The sequence below is a fragment of the Natrialbaceae archaeon AArc-T1-2 genome, from assembly GCF_030273315.1.
In the GTDB taxonomy this organism is placed as follows: Archaea; Halobacteriota; Halobacteria; order Halobacteriales; family Natrialbaceae; genus Tc-Br11-E2g1.
Genome location: NZ_CP127174.1, coordinates 2639024 through 2658391, shown reverse-complemented (window position 1 = coordinate 2658391; position 19368 = coordinate 2639024). Strand labels below are relative to the sequence as shown.

The window sequence follows — 19368 nt, the reverse complement described above, 5'->3', positions numbered from 1 at the left end:
ACGTGAGATGTCTTCCCCTGCAAGGCCAGAGCATAACCCTCACAGTCCCCTCTTATCAGTGGCAAATGGGACGAGACGGCGTCTCCCGTCGGCGATTCGTCGCCGCGGCCTCGACTGCGGCGACAGCCACGGGAGCGTTGACGGTCGCCGGCTGTCTCGGACGCGGTCAGGAGGCGGGGACGGTCGTCATGACCGGTGACACCGACTTCCAGGACATCATGCGCGGCGAGGGCGACGGCCCGTCGGTACAGCAGGCGCTGTGGGATGCCGGCCTCGACGAGGACATCACCGTCGAAGTCCGAGCGAGCGTCGACGACTCGGCACAGCGGATGCAACAGTACCAGTCGGCGCTACAGGCCGGGCGGTCTCCCCCGGACGTCTTCATGATGGACAGCGGGTGGACCATTCCGTTTATCCTCCGCGAGCAGACGACGAGTCTGACCGACGAGCTTCCCGACGACGTCCTCGAGCGCGTCGAAGACGAGTACCTCGAGGCTGCACTCGAGACCGCACGCCACCCCGAAACTGACGAACTCCACGCAGTCCCGCTGTTTCCGGACTTCGGGACGATGCTGTACCGCAAGGACTTACTCGAGGAGGCCGGCCACGACGGCGACGCCTGGGAGGAGGAACCTCCGTCCTGGCAAACCTTCGCCGAGGCGACGGCCGACGCGGTCGAAGAGAGCGGCGTCGACTTCGGGTTCACGACGCAAGCGGCCGCCTACGAGGGACTGGCCTGCTGTACGTTCACCGAGGTGATGTCGACCTGGGGCGGTGGCTACTTCGGCGGAACCGACGATCTGTTCGAGGCCGGCGACCGGCCGATCACCGTCGACGAGGAGCCGGTGCTGGATGCGATCCGGATGATGCGGGCGTTCGTCCACGGCCAGGACGACCCCCACGCGATGGAGGGCTATCCGGAGATCTCTCCGTCGACCATCGTCCAGTGGACTGAAGAGGAGTCACTCGGCCCGTTCCAGGGAGGCGACGCAGTCGCCCACCGCAACTGGCCCTTCGCCATCGCCGAGACCGGTGCCGAGGACGCCTTCGGCGAGGACCTGGGCGTGACGACGATGCCGTACGCGGTCTCGGAAGAGGACGCCGAACACGACGGCGTCGGTGGAACGGCCGCTGGCCTGGGCGGCTGGCACCTCACGCTCAACCCGAACACCGACCAGGCCGAGGAGGCGTTGCAGGTCATCGAGGCGTTCACCCACGACGAGGTGATGCTCACGATCTTCGAACTTCAGGGGTTCCTGCCGCCGATCATCGACCTCGTCGAGGAGGCCGACCCGGACGAGGTCGGACCGGTCGCGCGCTACACCGACCAGATCCGTGCCGCCGGCGAGAACGCTGTCCCGCGGCCGGTGACCGACGTCTGGCCGGAACAGTCCGCGCTCATCTTCCAGGAGGTCCACGCAGCCTACCGCGGCGCGAAGTCGCCCGAGGTCGCGATGGACGATCTGAACGAGCGCTTAGAGCAAAGCGAGGCCGACGTGGAGGGAACCAATGGCGACTGACACCGATCCCCTGACGCGTGACTCCGAACGAGAGCGAGACCGGACAGGCAACGCGGTCGTCAACTGGATGGAGAACCTGAGCGAGGCGGCCTACGCGTACCTGCTGTTGCTTCCGGCGTTCGCGTTGCTGGCGCTGGTCGCCTTCTACCCGCTGATCATGACGTTTTTCATGTCGCTTCGCGAGGACCAGACGAGAGGGGCGGACGCACTCGGCGGCTTCGTCGGGATCGACAACTACGTCGACATCCTCACCGGGAACGCACGCCTCGCACGCCAGTTCGTCGACGTCTCGGCGTCGGCGACGTTCCCGTTCGTCGAGTTCGGCGTTCCGTTCCTCCAGCAGGCGCTTTTCGTCACCGTCGCCTTCGCAGTTATCAGCGTCGCCATCGAGACAGTGATCGGCTTCGGGCAGGCCTACGTCCTGGACCAGGACTTCCGAGGTCGCCGTTGGGTTCGCGTCGCGATCATCCTGCCGTGGGCCGTGCCGATCGTCGTCCAGGGGATGATCTTCTTCCTGCTGTTCCAGCCCGAGGTCGGCTTCGGGACCGACGTGATGCAGTGGCTCGGGATCTTCGGGCCCGACCCGCTGGCGGACAGCCAGGACGCCTTTATCATCATCCTCGTCGCCGACATCTGGAAGTCCGCGGCCTTCATGGCACTGCTGATCCTCGCCGGACTGCAAAGCGTCGACCGGAGCCTCTACGACGTCGCACGCGTCGCCGGGGCCTCGCCCTGGCAGCGGTTCAAGCGGATCACGCTCCCGCTCGTGTTGCCCGCACTGTTGGTCGCGATGTTGTTCCGGACGATGGACGCAATGCGAGTGTACGGGTTGATCGAGTCGACGGCGGGCTGTACGACGGTGCCGTCGCTGACCTGTCTCGTCGTCGAGGCGATGTTCGGTGGCACCCGCGTCTTCGCGACGGCCGCCGCGGTGGCGTTCGCGACCGCGCTCGTCATCGGGATCATCATCTCGGTCTACGTCGTCTTCTTCCGGGACACCGAGGGAGGGCTCTACTGATGACTCCACCACGAGACACACCACGGGACGACCGCTCGAGTTCGAGGTCGCCTCGAGTGACCGACGGCGGCCGCTCGAGCGACCGACCTGACGACGCGACGAGTTCCACAGACGGCGGCGCGGTCTTCGACGAACGGGAGGAGGTCGAGCTCGATCGCGGCCCGTTCCAGCGGTGGGTCGCGAACGCAATCACGAACCCCGAACGCGTCTATCGGTCGATGTTCTACGTCGCGACGATTTTCTTCCTGCTCACGACGCTGTTTCCATTCTACTGGCTGCTCATGGTCGCGCTCACCCCGGAGGGACAGCTCCAGGACGTCGTCCTCACGCCCAATGGGTTCAATCCCGGCGCGTTCCTCGAGGTCTTCGAGGTCATCCCGTTTCACTGGTACGTGTTCAACAGCTTCGTGATCGCGACGGCGTCGACGATCGTCGTCCTCGTGATCGCGAGTCTCGCGGGCTATGCCTTCGGACGGCTGGAGTTCCCCGGCAAGACGCCACTGCTGTTGCTCGTGCTGGTCGTCTCTTTCTTCCCGCCGGCGGCGTTTTTCATCCCGCTGAACGACCTGTTCAACACCCAGTTCGCGGCGCTCGCGCCGATCACGGGCGACGGCAGTCTCTACAACACGCCCGGCGCGATGGTGGTGCCGCTGTCGGCAATTTTCATGCCGCTTGCGATTTTCATCCTGACGACCTTTTACTCCCAGATTCCCGACGGCCTGGAGGACGCCGCCCGCGTCGAAGGGACGACCAGACTCGGCGCGCTGTTTCGGGTCATCATCCCGCTGTCGGCACCCGGCGTGGCGACCGCGGGCGTGTTGACGTTCATCGCCGTCTACAACGAGTTCTTCTTCTCGTTTCTGATGACCGACGGACAGGTCGAGAACTGGGCGCCGATCCTCGAGGGCATCCTCGGCTACCAGGGCCAGTACGAGGTGTTGTACAACCTCATGGCAGCCGCGAGCATCATCGGCGTCATCCCGGTCGCGATCCTCGTGATCGTGGCCCAGGAGAAGATCGTAAGCGGCCTCACAGCAGGTGCACTCAAGGAGTAAACCCATGGCACGAGTACGACTCGAGAACGTGGCGAAACGATTCGAAGACGTCACCGCGGTCGACGACGTGAGCCTCGAGGTAGCAGACGGCGAGTTCGTCACCTTCGTCGGTCCCTCGGGGTGTGGCAAGTCGACGACGATGGAGACCGTCGCGGGACTGACGAAACCATCCGACGGCAGCGTCTACATCGGCGACGACGAGGTCACCACCCTCGCACCGAAAGATCGCGGCGTCGCGATGGTCTTTCAGAACATCGCGCTGTTTCCCCACATGGACGTCTACGAGAACATCTCCTTCGGGCTCCGGCTCCGGACGTACGACGACGAGGAGATCCGCACTCGCGTCGAGCGAGCTGCGGAGATCGTCCAGCTCGAGGGGATGCTCGACCGGATGCCCGACGAGTTATCGGGCGGGCAGCGCCAGCGGGTCGCGATCGCGCGTGCGATCGTTCGCGATCCTGACGTCTTCCTGATGGACGAACCGCTCGCGAACTTAGACGCGAAGCTTCGGGTCCACATGCGAACCGAACTCCAGCGGCTCCACCGCGAGCTGGGGACGACGATCATCTACGTCACCCACGACCAGGCCGAGGCGATGACGATGTCCGATCGGATCGCGGTGTTGAACGAGGGCAGACTCCAGCAGATCGCACCGCCGCTTACCTGTTACAACGAGCCCGCGAACCGGTTCGTCGCCGGCTTCATCGGCTCGCCGTCGATGAACTTCGTCGAGGGCAAACTGCTCGAGAACGGCCTCGAGACGGAGAACTTCACCGTCGAGCTCGATCCTGCTTCGATCGCCGGCGTCGACGTCGGTGACGCGGCCACGCTCGGGGTTCGCCCGGAAGACGTCCATCTCCAGGATCGGGCCGGCTCGATCGACTTCCCGACGGATCCGATCGACGCGACGACGGACGTGATCGAACCGATGGGCGACGAGATCTTCGTCTACCTCTTGCTCTCCGAGACCGAGACGCGAACGATGGACGACGACGTCGCGGCGTCGCCGAATCAGCTGCTGATGAGCGTCCCGCCCGATGCGGAGCTCTCGGCGGACGAACCGGTCGAGATCGTCCTCGACAGGTCACAGCTGCACCTGTTCGATGCAGACTCGGGCGAGGCACTCGCACACGGCGTCGCAGAACCAGCCGGCAAGGACGCTGGAGCTCGGTCGACCGAAGCCGACAGGTAGACGGTTCGAAACGACGACAGTTGTCGACGGACCGAAGGCGTTCCAGCCCGAAGCACCGAACGACCGCGAGAATCGCCTCGAGATTTCCCGGACACGATACAGATGACGACCGACCGAACCGAGATCAGAACCGGCATCGTCGGGCTCGGCAACATCGGCCAGTACCACGCCGAGCGTCTGCTCGAGCTCGGCGTCCCGCTTTCCGGCGGCATGGACGTCTCGGCCGATGCGCGCAGACGCTTTGCCAGACGGTACGACGTCGACGTCTACGAGGATCACCAGGAACTGTTCGACGTCGTCGACGCCGTCGTCATCACCACTCCGAACAAGTTCCACGAGGAGTACGCCGTCGCCGCCCTCGAACGAGACATCCACGTCCTGCTCGAGAAACCCCTCGCACACACCTTAGAGAGCGGCGAACGGATCGCTGCGGCCGCCGACGAGGCCGACAGCTACTGTATGATCGGATTCAACAACCGCTTTGCGAACACCGTCCAGATCGTCAAAAACCGCATCGAACGCGGCGAGTTCGGAGACGTAGCCCACGTGGAGGCGAACTACGTCCGTCGACGCGGAGTCCCCGGCCGCGGTTCGTGGTTCACCAGACGGGCGATCGCTGGCGGCGGTGCGCTCATCGATCTCGGCGTCCACGCGATCGACCTCGCGCTGTACCTGCTCGCGTATCCCGACATCGTCGAGATAAACGGCGTCACCAGATCGGAGTTCGGCCGCCGTGACGACTACGCCTACATCGAGATGTGGGGAGACGACGCCGGGCCGGGAAACTTCGACGTCGACGACTCCGCGAGCGCGTTCATCCGGTGTGACGGGAGTCGGACGATCGCGCTCGACGTCGCGTGGGCGACGAACCGGCCGTCGAACCACGAGTTCGTCGTCCGAGGCACCGAAGCCGCCGCCCGGTTCGACCTCCTCGAGAACGACCTCTCGATCTACTCCGCGAGTACGACCGGTCCCGACCACCTCGAGGATACGTCCGTCACGACGCGTGGAAACGACACCCACACCGACGAACAGCGTGCGTTCTTCGACGCGATCGCGACCGACCGGGACGTCGGCGAAAGCGTCGAACACGCCCTCGCAGTGCAACGCGTCGTCGATGCGATCTATCGCTCGAGCGAGACCGAACGTGCCGTACAGATCGACGGCGGCGACGGGGCGTAACGTAACGATTCCACGAGTCGGCGTCGTACGACCGGTTCCGGCCGCTATCGGGCGGTGTGTCCCGTTCGAGCCCACTCGAGCAGCCGCCGGTAAACTGGATCCGTTTCGAGCGCCTCGGCGTCCCCGACGAGCACGAGCGCCCGTTTCGACCGGGTGAGCGCGACGTTGATTCGCCGATAATCCTCGAAGATCGGCCCCTCCAGATCGCCGCTGGCGACGAACGAGACGACGATGAGCTCCTCGCTCGAGCCCTGGAATCGGTCGACGGTGTCGACGACGACGTCGTCGGGGACGCGACCGGAGATTTCGGACACCTGTGCGCGAAACGGGGCGATGACGCCGATCTCCGACCGGGACAGCCCCGCTGCCTCGTAGGCCTCGATCAGTTCGGCGATCCGTGCGGCCTCCTCGCTGTCGGTGTACTGGCCGTCGTCGCCCGGGACGTCGACGAACGAGACGGGGTCGGCCAGCTCCTCGGGGAGTGCCGACCGCGAGACGCCCTCGAGGTCGTCGAGCGTTCGTCCGGCCACGTCGGGCGTCGCCGGACGGAGCCGTCCGTCGTAGAACTCCCGGGAGGCGAACGCCTGGATGCGCTGGTTCATCCGGTACTGACGATCGAGCATGACGCCGGCGTCGGGATGGGACTCGACCAGCCGTTCGAACAGCGATTCGGCGAGCTCGTTTTCGGCGCGGACGACCGGCGGCAGCTGTTCGTGGTCGCCGACGAGGACGAACCGGTCGGCGAGGTTTATCGCCGCGTACGTGCCCGGTTCGGTCAGCTGGGCGGCCTCGTCGACCAGCGCGACGTCGAAGGCCTGCTCTTTCATCACCCGCGAGCCACAGGTCGCCGTCGTCGCCGCGACGACCTGTGCGCTCTCGAGTTCGGCCAGTCGCTCGTCGGGATCGCCCGTCCGCTCGAGGCGATAGGCCTGCATGTCCGGGCGGACGCCGCTTTCGGTGCCGACCCGGACGAGGCGGTCGGTGTCGAGTCCCTGCTCGAGTAAGGCCTCGAGCATGTTGTCGACGGCGCGGTTGGTGAACGCAGACAGCAGGACCCGCTCGCCGCGTTCGACCATCGCACGGACGGCGCGGGCGATCGTGTAGGTCTTTCCGGTTCCGGGTGGCCCGTGGATCGCCGCGAAGTCGCGTGCGCCCACCGCCTTGCGGACGGCCTCGTTCTGGGCGTCGTTGTTGTCGATGAACGTCTCCTCGACGGCGTCGAACTCGGGATCGGCGCGACCGAAGAGAACGTCCCGGCGACGCTCGTCGCCTTTCAGCAGGGCGTCGTGGAGGGCAACGAGCAGCCGGTCAGTCGAGAGTTCGGACGGATAGACGTCGAGGCGGGTCACGTCGACGGGTTCGTCGGCCGTGAGGACGACCTCGTTCTCATCTAGTCGCTCGATCCGTGCGAGTTCCGCCTCGCCCCGGACCGGGTGGCCGTCACTCGCAAGCACCAGGTCACCCTCCCGGAGTTTCGAACTCGTCGCAGTCGTCCGCCGGGCCCGCAGCTCCCAGCGCCCGCCCTCGAGTTCGCGTCTGTCGAGAAACTCGAGGTCGATCAGCGCCCGGTCGTCGTCGGCCCGCTCGTCGGCGTCCTGTTCCCAGAGCTTGGCGTACTCGTGGTGGACCTCCCGGCGTTCCTCCTCGATCGCCCGGTAGAACCGCTCGAAGTGGTCGCGTTCGGCCTCTGGCAGCGGGGTCCCGACCTGGCCGGCTTTCGACTCCTGGTCGAGCCGGCCCGAGACGACCATGCAGGTCTCGCGTTCGAAACAGTACTCACACGTCGCGTCGGCTTCGTGGCCCGACGGTACCGTCTCGTTCGATTCCATCGCCGCGATCTCGTTTCGCAGTCGCAACACGTACTTCAACAGCCCCTCACCCATCGAGAACTCCTTTGCGGGCGTGAGATCGCCGGTCTCCTCGTTACGATCGAGCGCGGAGTTTTTCGTGTACAGCAGGGTTCCCGTATCGACCCGATCGCCGTGTTCCTCGAGGAGGAGCGCGTAACAGGCGGCCTGGACCTTGTCCTTGAAGCGGGGCTCTTTTCGCAGGTTCTTTCCGGTTTTCAACTCGACCGGCGAGCCCCGGCGAACGGCGTCGGCCCGACCCTTGATGCCGAATGTCTCGCTGATCAACATCTGTTCGGAGCGCCAGCTATCGTCCTCCGTCAGGCGGCCCTGCTCGAGCCAGCCCTCGATCGCTGCCGCGTTGTCCCTGACGTCCTCTCGAACTGTCGCGGGCGACTCCCCGAGCAGGCCGAGCTCGAGGCCGTGTTCCTCGACCCGCTCGTCGATGGCGGCCTCGAGCTCTCGCCCCCGCAATAAATCGCCGAAGACCTCGTGGACGAGCGTCCCTTTCAGAACGGGATAGTTGAGCGGGATCCCGGAGAGTTTGTTCAGGTAGTAGAGCCGGGGGCACTCGACCCAGTCCCGGACGGCGGTGACGTTTACGAGGTAGGTCGGCTCGACGACGACGTAGGACTCCCCGGTCGTCGAGTACTGGATCTCGCCGCGGTACTCCTCGACCTCGGCGTCGGTAACCAGAAGCTCCATCCCGGGCTCGAGCAGTTCCGCGGACTCGACCCACTTTCCCCAGCAGGTCACCGTCACCGGCGTCGACTCCTCGCGGTCGACGTCCTCGCCGTCGACTGACGCGAGCGCCAGCGGGACCTCCGCGAGTTCGCTCTCGCCGTAGCTCGTCGTAACGGTCCGGGCGTCGACCTCTCCCGCGACGGTGCCGCGTACGTTCACGGCTGTGCTAGTCGAACGGTCCCCGAAAAACGCTATCGGTCGCGGTCTCCTCACTGACGGTTCCGATCGCTCATACTGTCGGTCATGGACCGGTGAACTGGAGTCCGGGTGATCCGGCCGTTGAACGTGTGTCTGGCCGTGCCGTCACCAGCCGTGTTCACGTCGGTATGACCGACAGTATGACCCGACTTGTGGTCGTGTTTCTATGCCGTATCTCGTACACCGGGTCAGGCCTCGAGCGTCGCCGTCTCTCCCGACTCGAGGCCGAGATACGCCTCGAGGGTCGTCAACTCGGCTTCCTCGTAGCCGAAGGCGGTCACGTCGTTGTCGACGACGGTGTTGTCGAACTCGAGTGCGCGCGCCTGGTCCGGCCCGAACGGGATCAGCGGTATCGGCCCGGCGGCCGTCAGCCCGAGTTTCGCAACCGGCGTCGGGATCGGAAGCACCGTCACGGACTTTCCGTCGGCCTCGTAAGCGAGTTCGGTCACCTCCGCGAGGGTGTAGACCGCGGGGCCGCCGACCTCGTAGCTCTCGCCGACGTGGACGTCGTCCTCGAGGGCGTCTGCGAGCATCGGGACGAGGTCGCCGACGTAGATGGGCTGAAACCGCGTCGTGCCACCGCCGGGGAGGCCGGTGACGTACGGCGTTGTCAGCTTCTTCGTGAAGGGGACGAACTCGCCGCCGTCGCCGAAGACGACGGAGGGACGAAAGATCGTCCACGCGAGATCGGAGTCGGTCACGACCCGTTCGGCGCGGCCTTTGGCCCGAAGGTGGGCCGTGTCGGCGTCCGGGTGCGCGTCGAGCCCGCTCATCTGGAGGAATCGGTCGACGCCGCCCTCCTCGGCGGCCCTGATCAGGTGTTCGGTCCCCCGGAGGTGGACCTCCTCGTGACTGGTGCCGCTGGGTGGTTGAAACAGCGGCGAGAGCGCCACGAGGTTGACCACAGCGTCGTGGTCGGCGACGGGTCCCGTGATCGAGTCGTAAGCGCTTACATCGCCCATCGCGGTCTCGACGCCCGCGGGCAGATCCGCCCCGGCGGGATCGCGCGCGAGTGCCGTCACCTCGTGGTCGCGTTCGACCAGTTCCGCACAGAGGTTCTTGCCGATGAAACCGGTGCCGCCCGCGACGAGGACTTTCATACGCCAGCTACGTCTCGGAACGATAAAAGCTACCGGGCTACGCTGTACGGGCTCGGAATTGGGAGGACTCTCGACAGATTGTAGTAGCCATCGCCGCGAGTTTCGGTATGCTCGTCACGCTCGAGGGAATCGACGGCAGCGGGAAGACGACGGTCTGGGAGGCGTTACAGGAGCGGTACCCGGACGCGACGTTCACCCGCGAGCCGACGAACTCGTGGTACGGCGACGCCGTCTATCGGTCGATCGGCGACGACGACGCCGACCCGCTCGCCGAACTCTTCTTGTACACCGCCGACCACGCCGACCACCTCTCGCGGGTGGTCGAACCCGCCCTCGAGTCCGGCGACCTCGTGATCTCGGATCGGTACTCGGACTCGCGGTACGCCTACCAGGGGGCGACGCTCGCGGACGACCTCGAGGAGCCGATGGCGTACGTCCGTGACGTCCACCGACCGTTCACGATCGAACCCGACCTGACGATCTACTTCGACGTCGATCCCGAGACGGGGGCCGCCCGCGCTGGCGCGACGAACAAGTTCGAACGCGTCGAGTATCTCTCCGCTGTCCGGGACAACTACGAGCGCTTGCTCGAGGCGGAGCCGGATCGGTTCGTCCGCGTCGACGCGACGCAGTCTCCGGAGACGGTTCGCGAACGCGTCGAGACGGTGCTCGAAACGAGACTCGAGTGATACTGCCGGACGTACGTCGTGAACGATGCTCGCCGCCCCGAGGTGGCGAGCATCGTCACACAGGTACGTCCGATAGTATGAGCCGGCCGGCTCACAGCCGCGTCGCAGCTCGGCCCGTCGAGGCGGTCCGGGTCAGCCGGATGCCAACGGCGAAGACCACGAAGAGGACGGCGGCCGAGAGGAAATGAAACGCGGACAGGACGTTCTGAAACGCGATCGTCGACGGGAACGTCACCACGGCGTGGCGGCCGAAAAAGACCACGAGCACGGCGAGAATCGGCGTTGCAGTCACCACGGCGAGGGTGCGAGCGTCGTCCAGCCGTCGACGACCGACGATCGTCGCGACGATGACCGCCCCGAACAGCGCGAGCGTCACGGCGTACTGGGCCGTCTGGGTGGCCGGCGAGTACTGGGTGACGTCACCGAGCACCGCCGAGCTGAGCCCGACGTGAAGCGGGAGCGCGACGAGCCCGACCGCGAGCGCGGTGGTGACGTGCCGGGCGGTCAGCCGGGGCATCCAGACGAGGACGGTCGCGACGGCGAACAGGACGAAGATCAACACGGCCGTCCAGAAGTGCAAGTTCAACACCTCGAGGTTGTACGAGAGGACGGTCTCGCGACCGAGATAGACCTGAATCGGGGTCAGGACGGCCCCGAGGACGACCGCACCGGTCACGACGCGGTCGATACGCGAAGAGCGCATTGCGGCGATCGCGGTGGCGACGATCGCGAAGCCGGCGAACATCGAGACGAACCGGTGGATCCACTCCCAGAAACTCGGGAAGCTAGCCGGGAACAGGTTGTACGGCCCGGCGTCACAGAACGGCCAGTTAGCGTCACAGGCCAGTCCCGCGCCGTAGGCTCGCGTCGCGACGCCGAGCAGGATCGTCGCCGTGATCAGCACGATCGTCGTCGCGAGCAGGTGGGAGAATCCAAGCCGGTCGATAAACGAACGGTCGGACGAGCCGGGGGTGTAGCTGTCGTACGACACGTGTCTGGGACGTGCTTGGGAGCGGGCCTACTTAGCTCATCCGAGTCGTTCCCACCTGACTGGAGAGTCGGTCCGGCGTCTCCGTCTCGAACCGGACGGTCAGCTCCGGCCCCGCTTCGTCGCATTCAAGATCGAGCCACGCGACGACCACCCATGGAGAAACTCGAGCGACTCGAGGCCTACCTCGAGCGCGAAGGGCTGTCGTCGGTCTGGTTCGCGCGGCCGAACGCCTTCGCGTGGCTTTCCGGCGGCTCGAACGTCGTCGACCGGGAGAGCCCCGTCGGCGTCGCGGCGATCGGATACGACGGAAGCGACGTCACCGTCCTGACGAACACGATCGAGGCCGACCGCATCGCCGAAGAAGAACTGCCGGCGTTTGCGGACGAAGACGTCGCCCTCGAGACCTACCCGTGGTACGAGTCCTCACTCTTTGAGGCGCTCGCGGATCGGGTCGACGGGCCGGCCGCAGCCGACGTCGCCGTCCCCGGGTTCGACCGCGTCGATCCGACGCCGTTGCGCCAGCCCCTGACCGAAGACGACCGCGAGGCGTATCGACGGCTCGGCCAGGAGACCGCAGCGGCCGTCGAGGCCGTCTGCCGGGAGCTACAGCCGGCGGATACGGAACACGAGGTCGCCTCCGCGATTGCCGTTGCCCTCTCCGCACGGGAGATCGAGGCTCCGGTCGTCCTCGTCGGCGGCGCAGAGCGGGCCCAGACGTACCGCCACTACACGCCGACCGACGCCGAGCTCGGCGAGTACGCGCTCGTTTCGGTGACGGCTCGACGCGGCGGACGTCACGCGAGCTGTACCCGGACGGTCGCGTTCGATCCGCCGGCGTGGCTCGAGGAGCGTCACGAAGCCGCCGCCCGCGTCGAGACGACGGCGCTCGCGGCGACGCGATCGGCCGCCGACCAAGACGGCACGGCCGGCGACGTCTTCGCGGCGATCCAAGACGCCTACGCCGCCGTCGGCTACGACGACGAGTGGGAACGCCACCACCAGGGCGGTGCGGCCGGCTACGCGGGTCGGGAGTGGATCGCGACGCCGGGACACGACGCCGCAGTCGAGACGCCGATGGCCTACGCCTGGAACCCGACGGTGCAGGGCGCAAAAAGCGAAGATACTGTACTGGTCACAGACGACGGGTTCGAGACGCTGACGGACACCGGTCGCTGGCCCACGCGGACCGTTCGGACCGTTGGCGAGTCCGACCTCGAACTCGAGCGACCAGCCGTACTCGAACTCGCCGACGAGTGATCACTGGGTTTCCCACGCCTCGACGTCGACGGACCAGACGAACTCCTCGAGTTCCTGTTGTGTGCGTTCGACGACGCGCTGGCTGTACTGCCAGAGTGCGTCGTTCAGTTTGCGACGCGTCTCCTCGTCGAGTCGTTCGTCGCCAGGGTGGCCCTGCTCCGGAAGCCGCGGGTGTGTCGTACAGACGACGCGTGGGGGTGTCTCCCCGCTCATCGTCCCGGTCGAGACGATCCCGTATTCGTCGGTATCCCACACGCCACGACCGCGCTCGCGGCTCAACTCTGAGTCGATCCGGTCGAGCACCCGGAGTTCGTCTGCTGACAGCAGGGCGTCTTCGTCCTCGAACAGCTCCGCGAAAGCGTCGGCTCGTGCACGATAGAGCCAGCCGTCGAGTCGCTCTCGGACCGCGTTCAGGAGGTCGCGTTCGGTTTCGTACGTCGGCATTCGAATCACTCCCGGTCCTGAATCCCGTCGCCGAAGGTCTCTTCGTCCCAGACGTAATCGGTCTCCTCGCCGCCCCAGTCGACGTACGCCGTCTCGACCACCTCGACGACCGTCCGTCCCAGTTCTAAGAGGGCGTCTTCGATCGTCGCCCGGGTGCCGGGAGAGAGTGACTCCGCGTCGGTGTCGGGGGCCGGCGTGACGTCGACCTCGGCCCGGAGTCGCTCCTCGGTGGGGTCCCAGAAGACGTCGAGTTCTCGGAGCAGGTTCCGGTCGAGGACGATCTCGAACTCCGTTTCGGTGAGATCCGTGTACTCGGCCCACTCCTCGAAGGCCTCCCGCCACGCACCTTCCTGTAATATTTCCTCGAGTTCGCCCCGCCGGAGGTCGGCTTCGCTACCGACCTCGGCGACGGCCTCGAACTCCTGGGGACGGCCACGGTTCGACAGCGGCGGTGGGTCGGGAACGGGTACGTCGAGTGGCATCGTTAGATAGTGGGTGGATGTTTCGGTCTCGAGCCGGTTCCGTCGCTTTCCTGACGCGGTCGTGTTCTACCTCCCGAGCCCACATAAATGATCCCGGTATGGATCGTGACCGTCCCTCTGACTGGGAGATCGACGACTGTCCTATAGCGCGCTGCCGGGTTGGTACTCGCCGAACTCCTCGCGCAGAACGTTACAGATCTCGCCGACCGTCGCGTAGACTTTCACGGCGTCGATGATGTAGGGCATAATGTTGTCGTCGCCGCGGGCGGCCTCGCGAAGGGCCGCAAGCGTCGCCTCGACGTCTTCGTCGTCGCGGTCGACGCGAACGGACTCGAGGCTGTCGATCTGGCGTTTTTCGTCCGCTTCGGTGACCTCCTCGATGTCCATCTCGACGTCCTCGTCGACCTCGAACTCGTTGACGCCGACGATGATTCGTTCGCCCTCTTCGATCTCTTTCTGGCGGTCGAAGGCGGTGTCCTGGATCTGGCGTTGAACCCACTGCTGTTCGACGGCCTCGAGCATGCCGCCGCGTTCGTCGATCTCGGCTAGAATCTCGTAGGCCTCGGCTTCGACGTCGTCGGTGAGACTCTCGACGTAGTAGCTGCCGGCGAGTGGATCGATGGTATCTGCCGCGCCGGACTCGTGTGCGAGGATCTGCTGGGTGCGCAAGGCGGTCCGGACTGACTCCTCGGTCGGCAGCGCAAGCGCCTCGTCCTTGCCGTTCGTGTGCAGACTCTGGGTGCCGCCGAGGACGGCAGCGAGTGCCTGGTAGGCGACACGAACGACGTTGTTCTCGATCTGCTGGGCGGTCAGCGTCGAGCCCGCGGTCTGGGTGTGGAACTTGAGCTGTTTCGATTTCGGGTTCTGAGCGTCGAACCGTTCCTCCATGATGTCGTGCCACATCCGGCGGGCCGCACGGAACTTCGCGACCTCCTCGAAAATGTTGTTGTGACCGTTGAAGAAGAACGACAGCTGAGGAGCGAACTCGTCGACGTCCAGTCCGGCGTCGATCGCCGCCTCCACGTACTCGATTCCGTTTCCAAGCGTAAAGGCGAGCTCCTGGGCGGCCGTCGAACCCGCCTCGCGGATGTGATATCCCGAGATCGAGATCGTGTTGAACTTGGGAGCCTCCTCGGCACAGAACTCGAAGATGTCCGTGATGATCCGCATCGAGGGTCCTGGCGGATAGATGTAGGTGTTGCGGGCGATGTACTCTTTGAGCAGATCGTTCTGGATCGTCCCACGAAGCTCCTCGCGGTCGACGCCCTGAATGTCCCCGACGGCGATGTACATCGCGAGCAACACGGACGCGGGCGCGTTGATCGTCATCGACGTCGAGACCTCGTCGAGGGGAATGCCGTCGAAGACGGTCTCCATGTCGTCCAGTGAGTCGATCGCGACGCCTGCTCTCCCGACCTCGCCGGCGGCCATGGCGGCGTCGGAGTCGTAGCCCATCTGGGTCGGCAGGTCGAAAGCCATCGACAGCCCCGTCTGACCCTGATCGAGCAGGTAGTGATAGCGTTCGTTGGTGTCCTCGGGCGTCGAGAAACCGGCGTACTGGCGCATCGTCCACAGTCGGCCGCGATAGCCCGTCGAGTACACCCCGCGGGTGTACGGCTCCTGACCGGGGAAGCCGAGGTCCTCGTCGTAATCCAGCTCCGAGACGTCTTCTGGCGTGTAGATACGGTCTACCTCCTGGCCGCCCGTGTCCGTCGTGAACGTCTCCTTGCGCTCGCCGAAACGATCGACGACCGGTTCGACCGCCTCTGTCTCCCACTCCTCCCTCTCGGCACGGATCTCCTCGAGGTCGTCGGAATCGAACATTATCGAACACCAGGGTTCCCTGGGGCTTTAAGCTTGAGAAATCCTCCGGCAGCGACCAGAAGCGAGCGCAGTCGCGACGGGTTCGACCACCGGAACCGCTTTCCGGACGGCCGATGACGCAGATTCCGTGAACCGCGTCATCGCAGCGGGCGGTCTCGAGGCGACGTCTGTCTCCGCGACTGAGGCACTCGGGTGTTACCGCGATATGGTCCGGACACGCCGGTTCGACGAACGCGCACTCGCGTTGCAGCGACGCGGCTGGATGAGCGGCTATCCGCCGTTTCGGGGCCAGGAGGCCTCACAGGTCGGCGCGGCCCGTGCACTCTCGAGGACGGACTGGCTCGTGCCGACCTATCGGTCGAACGCGATGCAGATCGCTCACGGCGTCCCGATGAGCGACGTCTTACTGTTCCGGCGCGGGTACGCCGAGTACGCCTCCGATCACGAACTGAACGTCTTCCCGCAGGCCGTCCCGATCGCGACGGGCATCCCTCACGCCGTCGGGATCGGGATGGCGGCCAGCTACGACGGCGACGACCCCGCCGTCTGCTGTTACTTCGGCGACGGCGCGACCAGCGAGGGCGACTTTCACGAGGGACTCAACTTCGCGGGGGTGTTCGACGCGCCCGTCGTCTTCCTCTGTGAGAACAACGGCTGGGCGATCTCGGTCCCACGGGAGCGCCAGACCGCGAGCGAGACGTTAGCCGGCAAGGCCGAGGCGTACGGCATCGACGGCGTGTGCGTCGACGGCAACGACCCGCTCGCGGTGTTCGAGACGATGACGGCGGCTCTCGAGTGCGCCCGCGACGGCGATCCCGTCCTCGTCGAGAGCCTCACCTACCGCCAGGGCGCTCACACCACGAGCGACGATCCCGACCGCTATCGCGACGACCCAGACGAGCTGCCCGAGTGGCGCACGGCTGACCCGCTCGAGCGCTACGAGGGGTTTCTGCGGGAGGCGGGCGTTCTCGACGACGATCTCGTCGACGAGATCGAGGGAGACGCCGAGTCGGAGGTCGACGAAGCGGTCGAAACCGCCGAAGAGACGCCACTACCCGACCGCGAAACGGTGTTCGAACACGTCTTCGCCGACGCGTCCCCGCGGCTGGCCGACCAGCGGGCGTGGCTCGAGTCGGTCGACGCCGATCGCGACGGACGCGATCTCGAGTACTGACGTACTGACGGGCGTCGACCGCACGAAACTCGACTCGCCCCACACCGTTATCCCGGTTACGGTCCTGAAGACGGTATGGGAAAGACGTGTCACCGGCGCAACTGCGATCGGCCGGCACAGTTCGTCGTCCTCGAGCGATACCAGGAGGAGACCGGACAGGGTGCCGTCGAGGCCGAGGCCGCTCTCTGTCGCGACCACACCGCCGAGGAGCACCCGACGAACCTCGACGGCGTCTACGAGGGGTACGTGTTCCGCGTCGAGCCGCTGTCCGAGGACGAGTGATCGCCGATCACTCGAGGGGTAACGGCTCCGTGTCGATCCCGTCTCGACGGCCGTCGAGAACGACGAATCGGTCGTTGCGGCGGCGCTCGAGCCAGTAGAGCAGCCGTTCGGCCCACTCGAGCTTCGTCGCTTTCATCGGATCGACGCTGGGGTCGTCGAAGTCCCAGCCGACGAACGAAAGTCGACGAGCACCGAGGTGGTCCGCGAGGAAGGCCCCGCGGTCGCCGTCGGTGAACCCCCCGACGTTCCGGACGGGTCCGCGGGGTTCGACCTGGGTCGTCGGGAGCACGAACGCGTCGGTACAGTCCGGCACCACGGATCGAACGGCCTCGAGGTTGTCCCCATGAGCGTGGACCGCAACGGGTGTCCCGCGGTCGGTCAACCGACGGACGGTGTCGGGGTTTTTGTCCAGATCCGTCACCATACAGTCGACGGCGACGTCCCGATCCTCGAGGACGTCGACCGCCGTCGAGGCCGCGACGACGGCGTCCGCGCGCCTGGCCGTCTCGAGGGCCGACTCGTCCGTGAGAGACGGTCCTGCACCGGCGATCGCGACGTGACCGTCCTCGAGAACCGACAGGTGTGTCACGTCGAACGGGGACGTGAGTGATGCGAGCACGTCGCGTGTGCGTTCGTCCTCGCTTCGATCGAAGCCGAACTCACAGCGGATCTCCTCGTAGACGGGTTCCCACTCGTCGAACTCCATTACGGTCACCGTTCGCCGCCGACGTACAAGGTCGTCACTGTTTTACACCCGGTCATGGTCCAGTCACCGGTCTCGTGGACTGAACGGCCGACTGAACCCGTATCGAGGCCACTCCCGGCAGCCGACTGTTGAACGACTCATGACCGGGTGTATTGCTGGCCCTTACCACGAGTTCCCCGGCGTTGCCGTTCGGTTGGATACGGTCGGCACTGATCGGGTAGTGTCACAATAATTCCGCGTTGTGAGCCGAGGGGACGCCTCCGAAGCACCCCTACCCGGGAGGCTGCCCCGGCTTCCATCATCTCGTTTCGGGGCATCCGCCATAAGCTTTCTCTTACCGTATACTTCGTTCGATGTCACGTCCGACGGACGACAGCCGTTCGCTCTCGTCGTCGAGCGCATCGGCGAGTCGGCCAAGCCCCGCGGACGAGCCGACGAGTAGCTGGCGGTCGGGCGCGACGTCGAGCCACATCCCACCGTGCTCGTGAGTGAGACGCTCGAGCAGTCCCCGCTCGTCGCCATCGAGCCCCTCGAGTTCGAGGACGTGGTGGCACCACTCGGTCGCACGTTCCGGATCGACGCCGCGCTCGGCGAGGTGTGTCCGGAGGGTAGCCGGCGAGTCGGTCTCGAGTCGCGTGACGGTGACGCCGTCGGTGGTCGTCGCCGTCCGCTCGGCAAACGCCGCGCCGATCGACGCCGCGTCCCTGGTCTCGGCGACGTCGTGGGTCCGGATCACGTCCGCACCGCGGGCGACCGCCATCGAGGTGGCCGCGAGGCTGACCGGCAGTCGCTCGTCGGTCTCGCGTCCTGCGATCTCTCCGAGGAAGTTCTTCCGATTGATCGAGACGAGCATCGGCTTCTCGAGTGCGCGGAACTCGTCTAGTCGGTGAAACGTCTCCCGATCGTCCGCGAGCGTCTTCGTCTCGCTCCAGCCGCCGAATGCGGGGTCGACGATAGTCTTCTCGGTCAGCCCGTTCTGTTTCAACGCCTCGTACACCATGTCGACGTAGTCGGCTTCTTCGGCCCACTCCGGTGACTTCCGTGTGGCCCAGTCGGTCTCTTCGACCGCCCCCGGCCGTTCGAGATCGGGCGGGCTCGCCATCTTGACGACGGCAGCGTCGTGGGCTTCACAGACGGTCGGCATCTCCGGATCCGCGAAGCCACAGATGTCGTTTACCATGTCGAACCCCTGTGCAAGCGCCTCGTCGGCGACCGTGGCGTACCGGGTCTCGATCGAGAAAACCGCGTCTCCGGAGACGCGATCTATCGTCTCGCAGGCGACGTGGAGTCGCTCGAGTTCCTCCTCGGCGGTGAGCACTTCGAAGCGTTTGTTCGCCGACTCGAGACCGACGTCGACGACGTCTGCCCCCTGATCGATCAGCTCCTCGTCGACGTAGCGTGCAGCGTCCGCTGGATCGTCGTAGACGCTCGGATCGTACGGCGACTCCTCGCTGACGTTTAACACGCCCATGATCCGGGGCGAGTGACCGTCCCCGATCTCGAGGCCAGCCGCGTCGACGGTGTCCATACCGTCGCTGGGAAAGGGAGATAAAAAGGCGTCGCGGTTCCGGCGAAGGGTGCACGGCGCTCGATTGACACGTATTCGAGGCGGAAGCCCACGACTAACCGCCCGACAGCCGCACTGTCTACCTCTCGGACGCTC

General features: G+C 65.7%; 17 protein-coding genes. 9 read left to right on the top strand and 8 right to left on the bottom strand.

What is annotated here, in order from left to right:
• Nucleotides 1-65: 65 nt before the first annotated feature.
• The 5 genes from QQ977_RS13665 (at nucleotide 66) to QQ977_RS13645 (ending at nucleotide 5967) form a co-directional block, all read left to right on the top strand.
• Nucleotides 66-1520, top strand: coding sequence for an extracellular solute-binding protein (locus QQ977_RS13665; RefSeq protein ID WP_285926331.1), 1455 nt, complete (start codon nucleotides 66-68; stop codon nucleotides 1518-1520).
• Nucleotides 1510-2538, top strand: coding sequence for a carbohydrate ABC transporter permease (locus tag QQ977_RS13660; protein WP_285926330.1), 1029 nt, complete (start codon nucleotides 1510-1512; stop codon nucleotides 2536-2538). The genes QQ977_RS13665 and QQ977_RS13660 overlap by 11 nt, the downstream gene beginning before the upstream one ends.
• A complete protein-coding gene (locus QQ977_RS13655) occupies nucleotides 2538-3593 on the top strand; it encodes a carbohydrate ABC transporter permease (RefSeq protein ID WP_285926329.1) in 1056 nt (351 codons plus the stop codon). Before QQ977_RS13660 ends, QQ977_RS13655 begins: the two co-directional genes overlap by 1 nt.
• 4 nt (nucleotides 3594-3597) lie before the next feature.
• Nucleotides 3598-4785: an ABC transporter ATP-binding protein gene (locus QQ977_RS13650; protein WP_285926328.1), complete on the top strand. Its 1188-nt coding sequence runs from the start codon at nucleotides 3598-3600 to the stop codon at nucleotides 4783-4785.
• Between the two features lie 102 nt (nucleotides 4786-4887).
• On the top strand, nucleotides 4888-5967 hold the full coding sequence (locus QQ977_RS13645; protein WP_285926327.1) for a Gfo/Idh/MocA family protein: 1080 nt from the start codon (nucleotides 4888-4890) through the stop codon (nucleotides 5965-5967).
• Nucleotides 5968-6011: 44 nt separating this feature from the next.
• Here the strand turns inward: QQ977_RS13645 and QQ977_RS13640 are convergent, their stop codons facing one another.
• Both QQ977_RS13640 and QQ977_RS13635 read right to left on the bottom strand, forming a co-directional pair.
• Nucleotides 6012-8717, bottom strand: a complete 2706-nt coding sequence (locus QQ977_RS13640) for an AAA domain-containing protein (RefSeq protein WP_285926326.1) — start codon at nucleotides 8715-8717, stop codon at nucleotides 6012-6014.
• A 227-nt stretch (nucleotides 8718-8944) separates the two neighbouring features.
• Nucleotides 8945-9856 (bottom strand): complex I NDUFA9 subunit family protein, encoded by a 912-nt coding sequence (locus QQ977_RS13635; RefSeq protein WP_285926325.1) that lies wholly within the window; start codon nucleotides 9854-9856, stop codon nucleotides 8945-8947.
• A 107-nt stretch (nucleotides 9857-9963) separates the two neighbouring features.
• On the opposite strand from QQ977_RS13635, the gene tmk reads away from it, so the two are divergent.
• The gene (gene tmk / locus QQ977_RS13630) at nucleotides 9964-10545 is read left to right on the top strand and encodes a dTMP kinase (RefSeq protein ID WP_285926324.1); all 582 of its coding nucleotides are present in this window, start codon (nucleotides 9964-9966) and stop codon (nucleotides 10543-10545) included.
• 91 nt (nucleotides 10546-10636) lie between these two features.
• Here tmk and QQ977_RS13625 read toward each other — a convergent pair whose 3' ends face one another.
• Nucleotides 10637-11536 (bottom strand): cytochrome oxidase assembly protein, encoded by a 900-nt coding sequence (locus tag QQ977_RS13625; RefSeq protein WP_285926323.1) that lies wholly within the window; start codon nucleotides 11534-11536, stop codon nucleotides 10637-10639.
• Between the two features lie 153 nt (nucleotides 11537-11689).
• On the opposite strand from QQ977_RS13625, the gene QQ977_RS13620 reads away from it, so the two are divergent.
• Entirely contained in the window at nucleotides 11690-12793 is a 1104-nt protein-coding gene (locus QQ977_RS13620; RefSeq protein ID WP_285926322.1) for a M24 family metallopeptidase, read from the top strand.
• Here QQ977_RS13620 and QQ977_RS13615 read toward each other — a convergent pair whose 3' ends face one another.
• From QQ977_RS13615 to QQ977_RS13605, 3 genes are all read right to left on the bottom strand, one after another.
• Nucleotides 12794-13237 carry a DUF7539 family protein gene (locus tag QQ977_RS13615; RefSeq protein ID WP_285926321.1) on the bottom strand — a complete coding sequence of 148 codons (444 nt, stop codon included), beginning with the start codon at nucleotides 13235-13237 and terminating at the stop codon, nucleotides 12794-12796.
• Between the two features lie 5 nt (nucleotides 13238-13242).
• Nucleotides 13243-13719 (bottom strand): hypothetical protein, encoded by a 477-nt coding sequence (locus QQ977_RS13610; RefSeq protein WP_285926320.1) that lies wholly within the window; start codon nucleotides 13717-13719, stop codon nucleotides 13243-13245.
• A 141-nt stretch (nucleotides 13720-13860) separates the two neighbouring features.
• The gene (locus tag QQ977_RS13605; protein WP_285926319.1) at nucleotides 13861-15543 is read right to left on the bottom strand and encodes an acyl-CoA mutase large subunit family protein; all 1683 of its coding nucleotides are present in this window, start codon (nucleotides 15541-15543) and stop codon (nucleotides 13861-13863) included.
• A 127-nt stretch (nucleotides 15544-15670) separates the two neighbouring features.
• Here QQ977_RS13605 and QQ977_RS13600 point away from each other — a divergent pair, with 127 nt between their 5' ends.
• Both QQ977_RS13600 and QQ977_RS13595 read left to right on the top strand, forming a co-directional pair.
• A complete protein-coding gene (locus tag QQ977_RS13600) occupies nucleotides 15671-16717 on the top strand; it encodes a thiamine pyrophosphate-dependent dehydrogenase E1 component subunit alpha (RefSeq protein ID WP_285926318.1) in 1047 nt (348 codons plus the stop codon).
• 75 nt (nucleotides 16718-16792) lie between these two features.
• Entirely contained in the window at nucleotides 16793-16999 is a 207-nt protein-coding gene (locus tag QQ977_RS13595) for a hypothetical protein (protein ID WP_285926317.1), read from the top strand.
• 7 nt (nucleotides 17000-17006) lie between these two features.
• Here the strand turns inward: QQ977_RS13595 and QQ977_RS13590 are convergent, their stop codons facing one another.
• Together QQ977_RS13590 and folP are read right to left on the bottom strand one after the other, a co-directional pair.
• Entirely contained in the window at nucleotides 17007-17705 is a 699-nt protein-coding gene (locus tag QQ977_RS13590) for a 6-hydroxymethylpterin diphosphokinase MptE-like protein (protein ID WP_285926316.1), read from the bottom strand.
• Between the two features lie 334 nt (nucleotides 17706-18039).
• Nucleotides 18040-19233, bottom strand: coding sequence for a dihydropteroate synthase (folP, locus tag QQ977_RS13585; RefSeq protein ID WP_285926315.1), 1194 nt, complete (start codon nucleotides 19231-19233; stop codon nucleotides 18040-18042).
• Nucleotides 19234-19368: the final 135 nt, after the last annotated feature.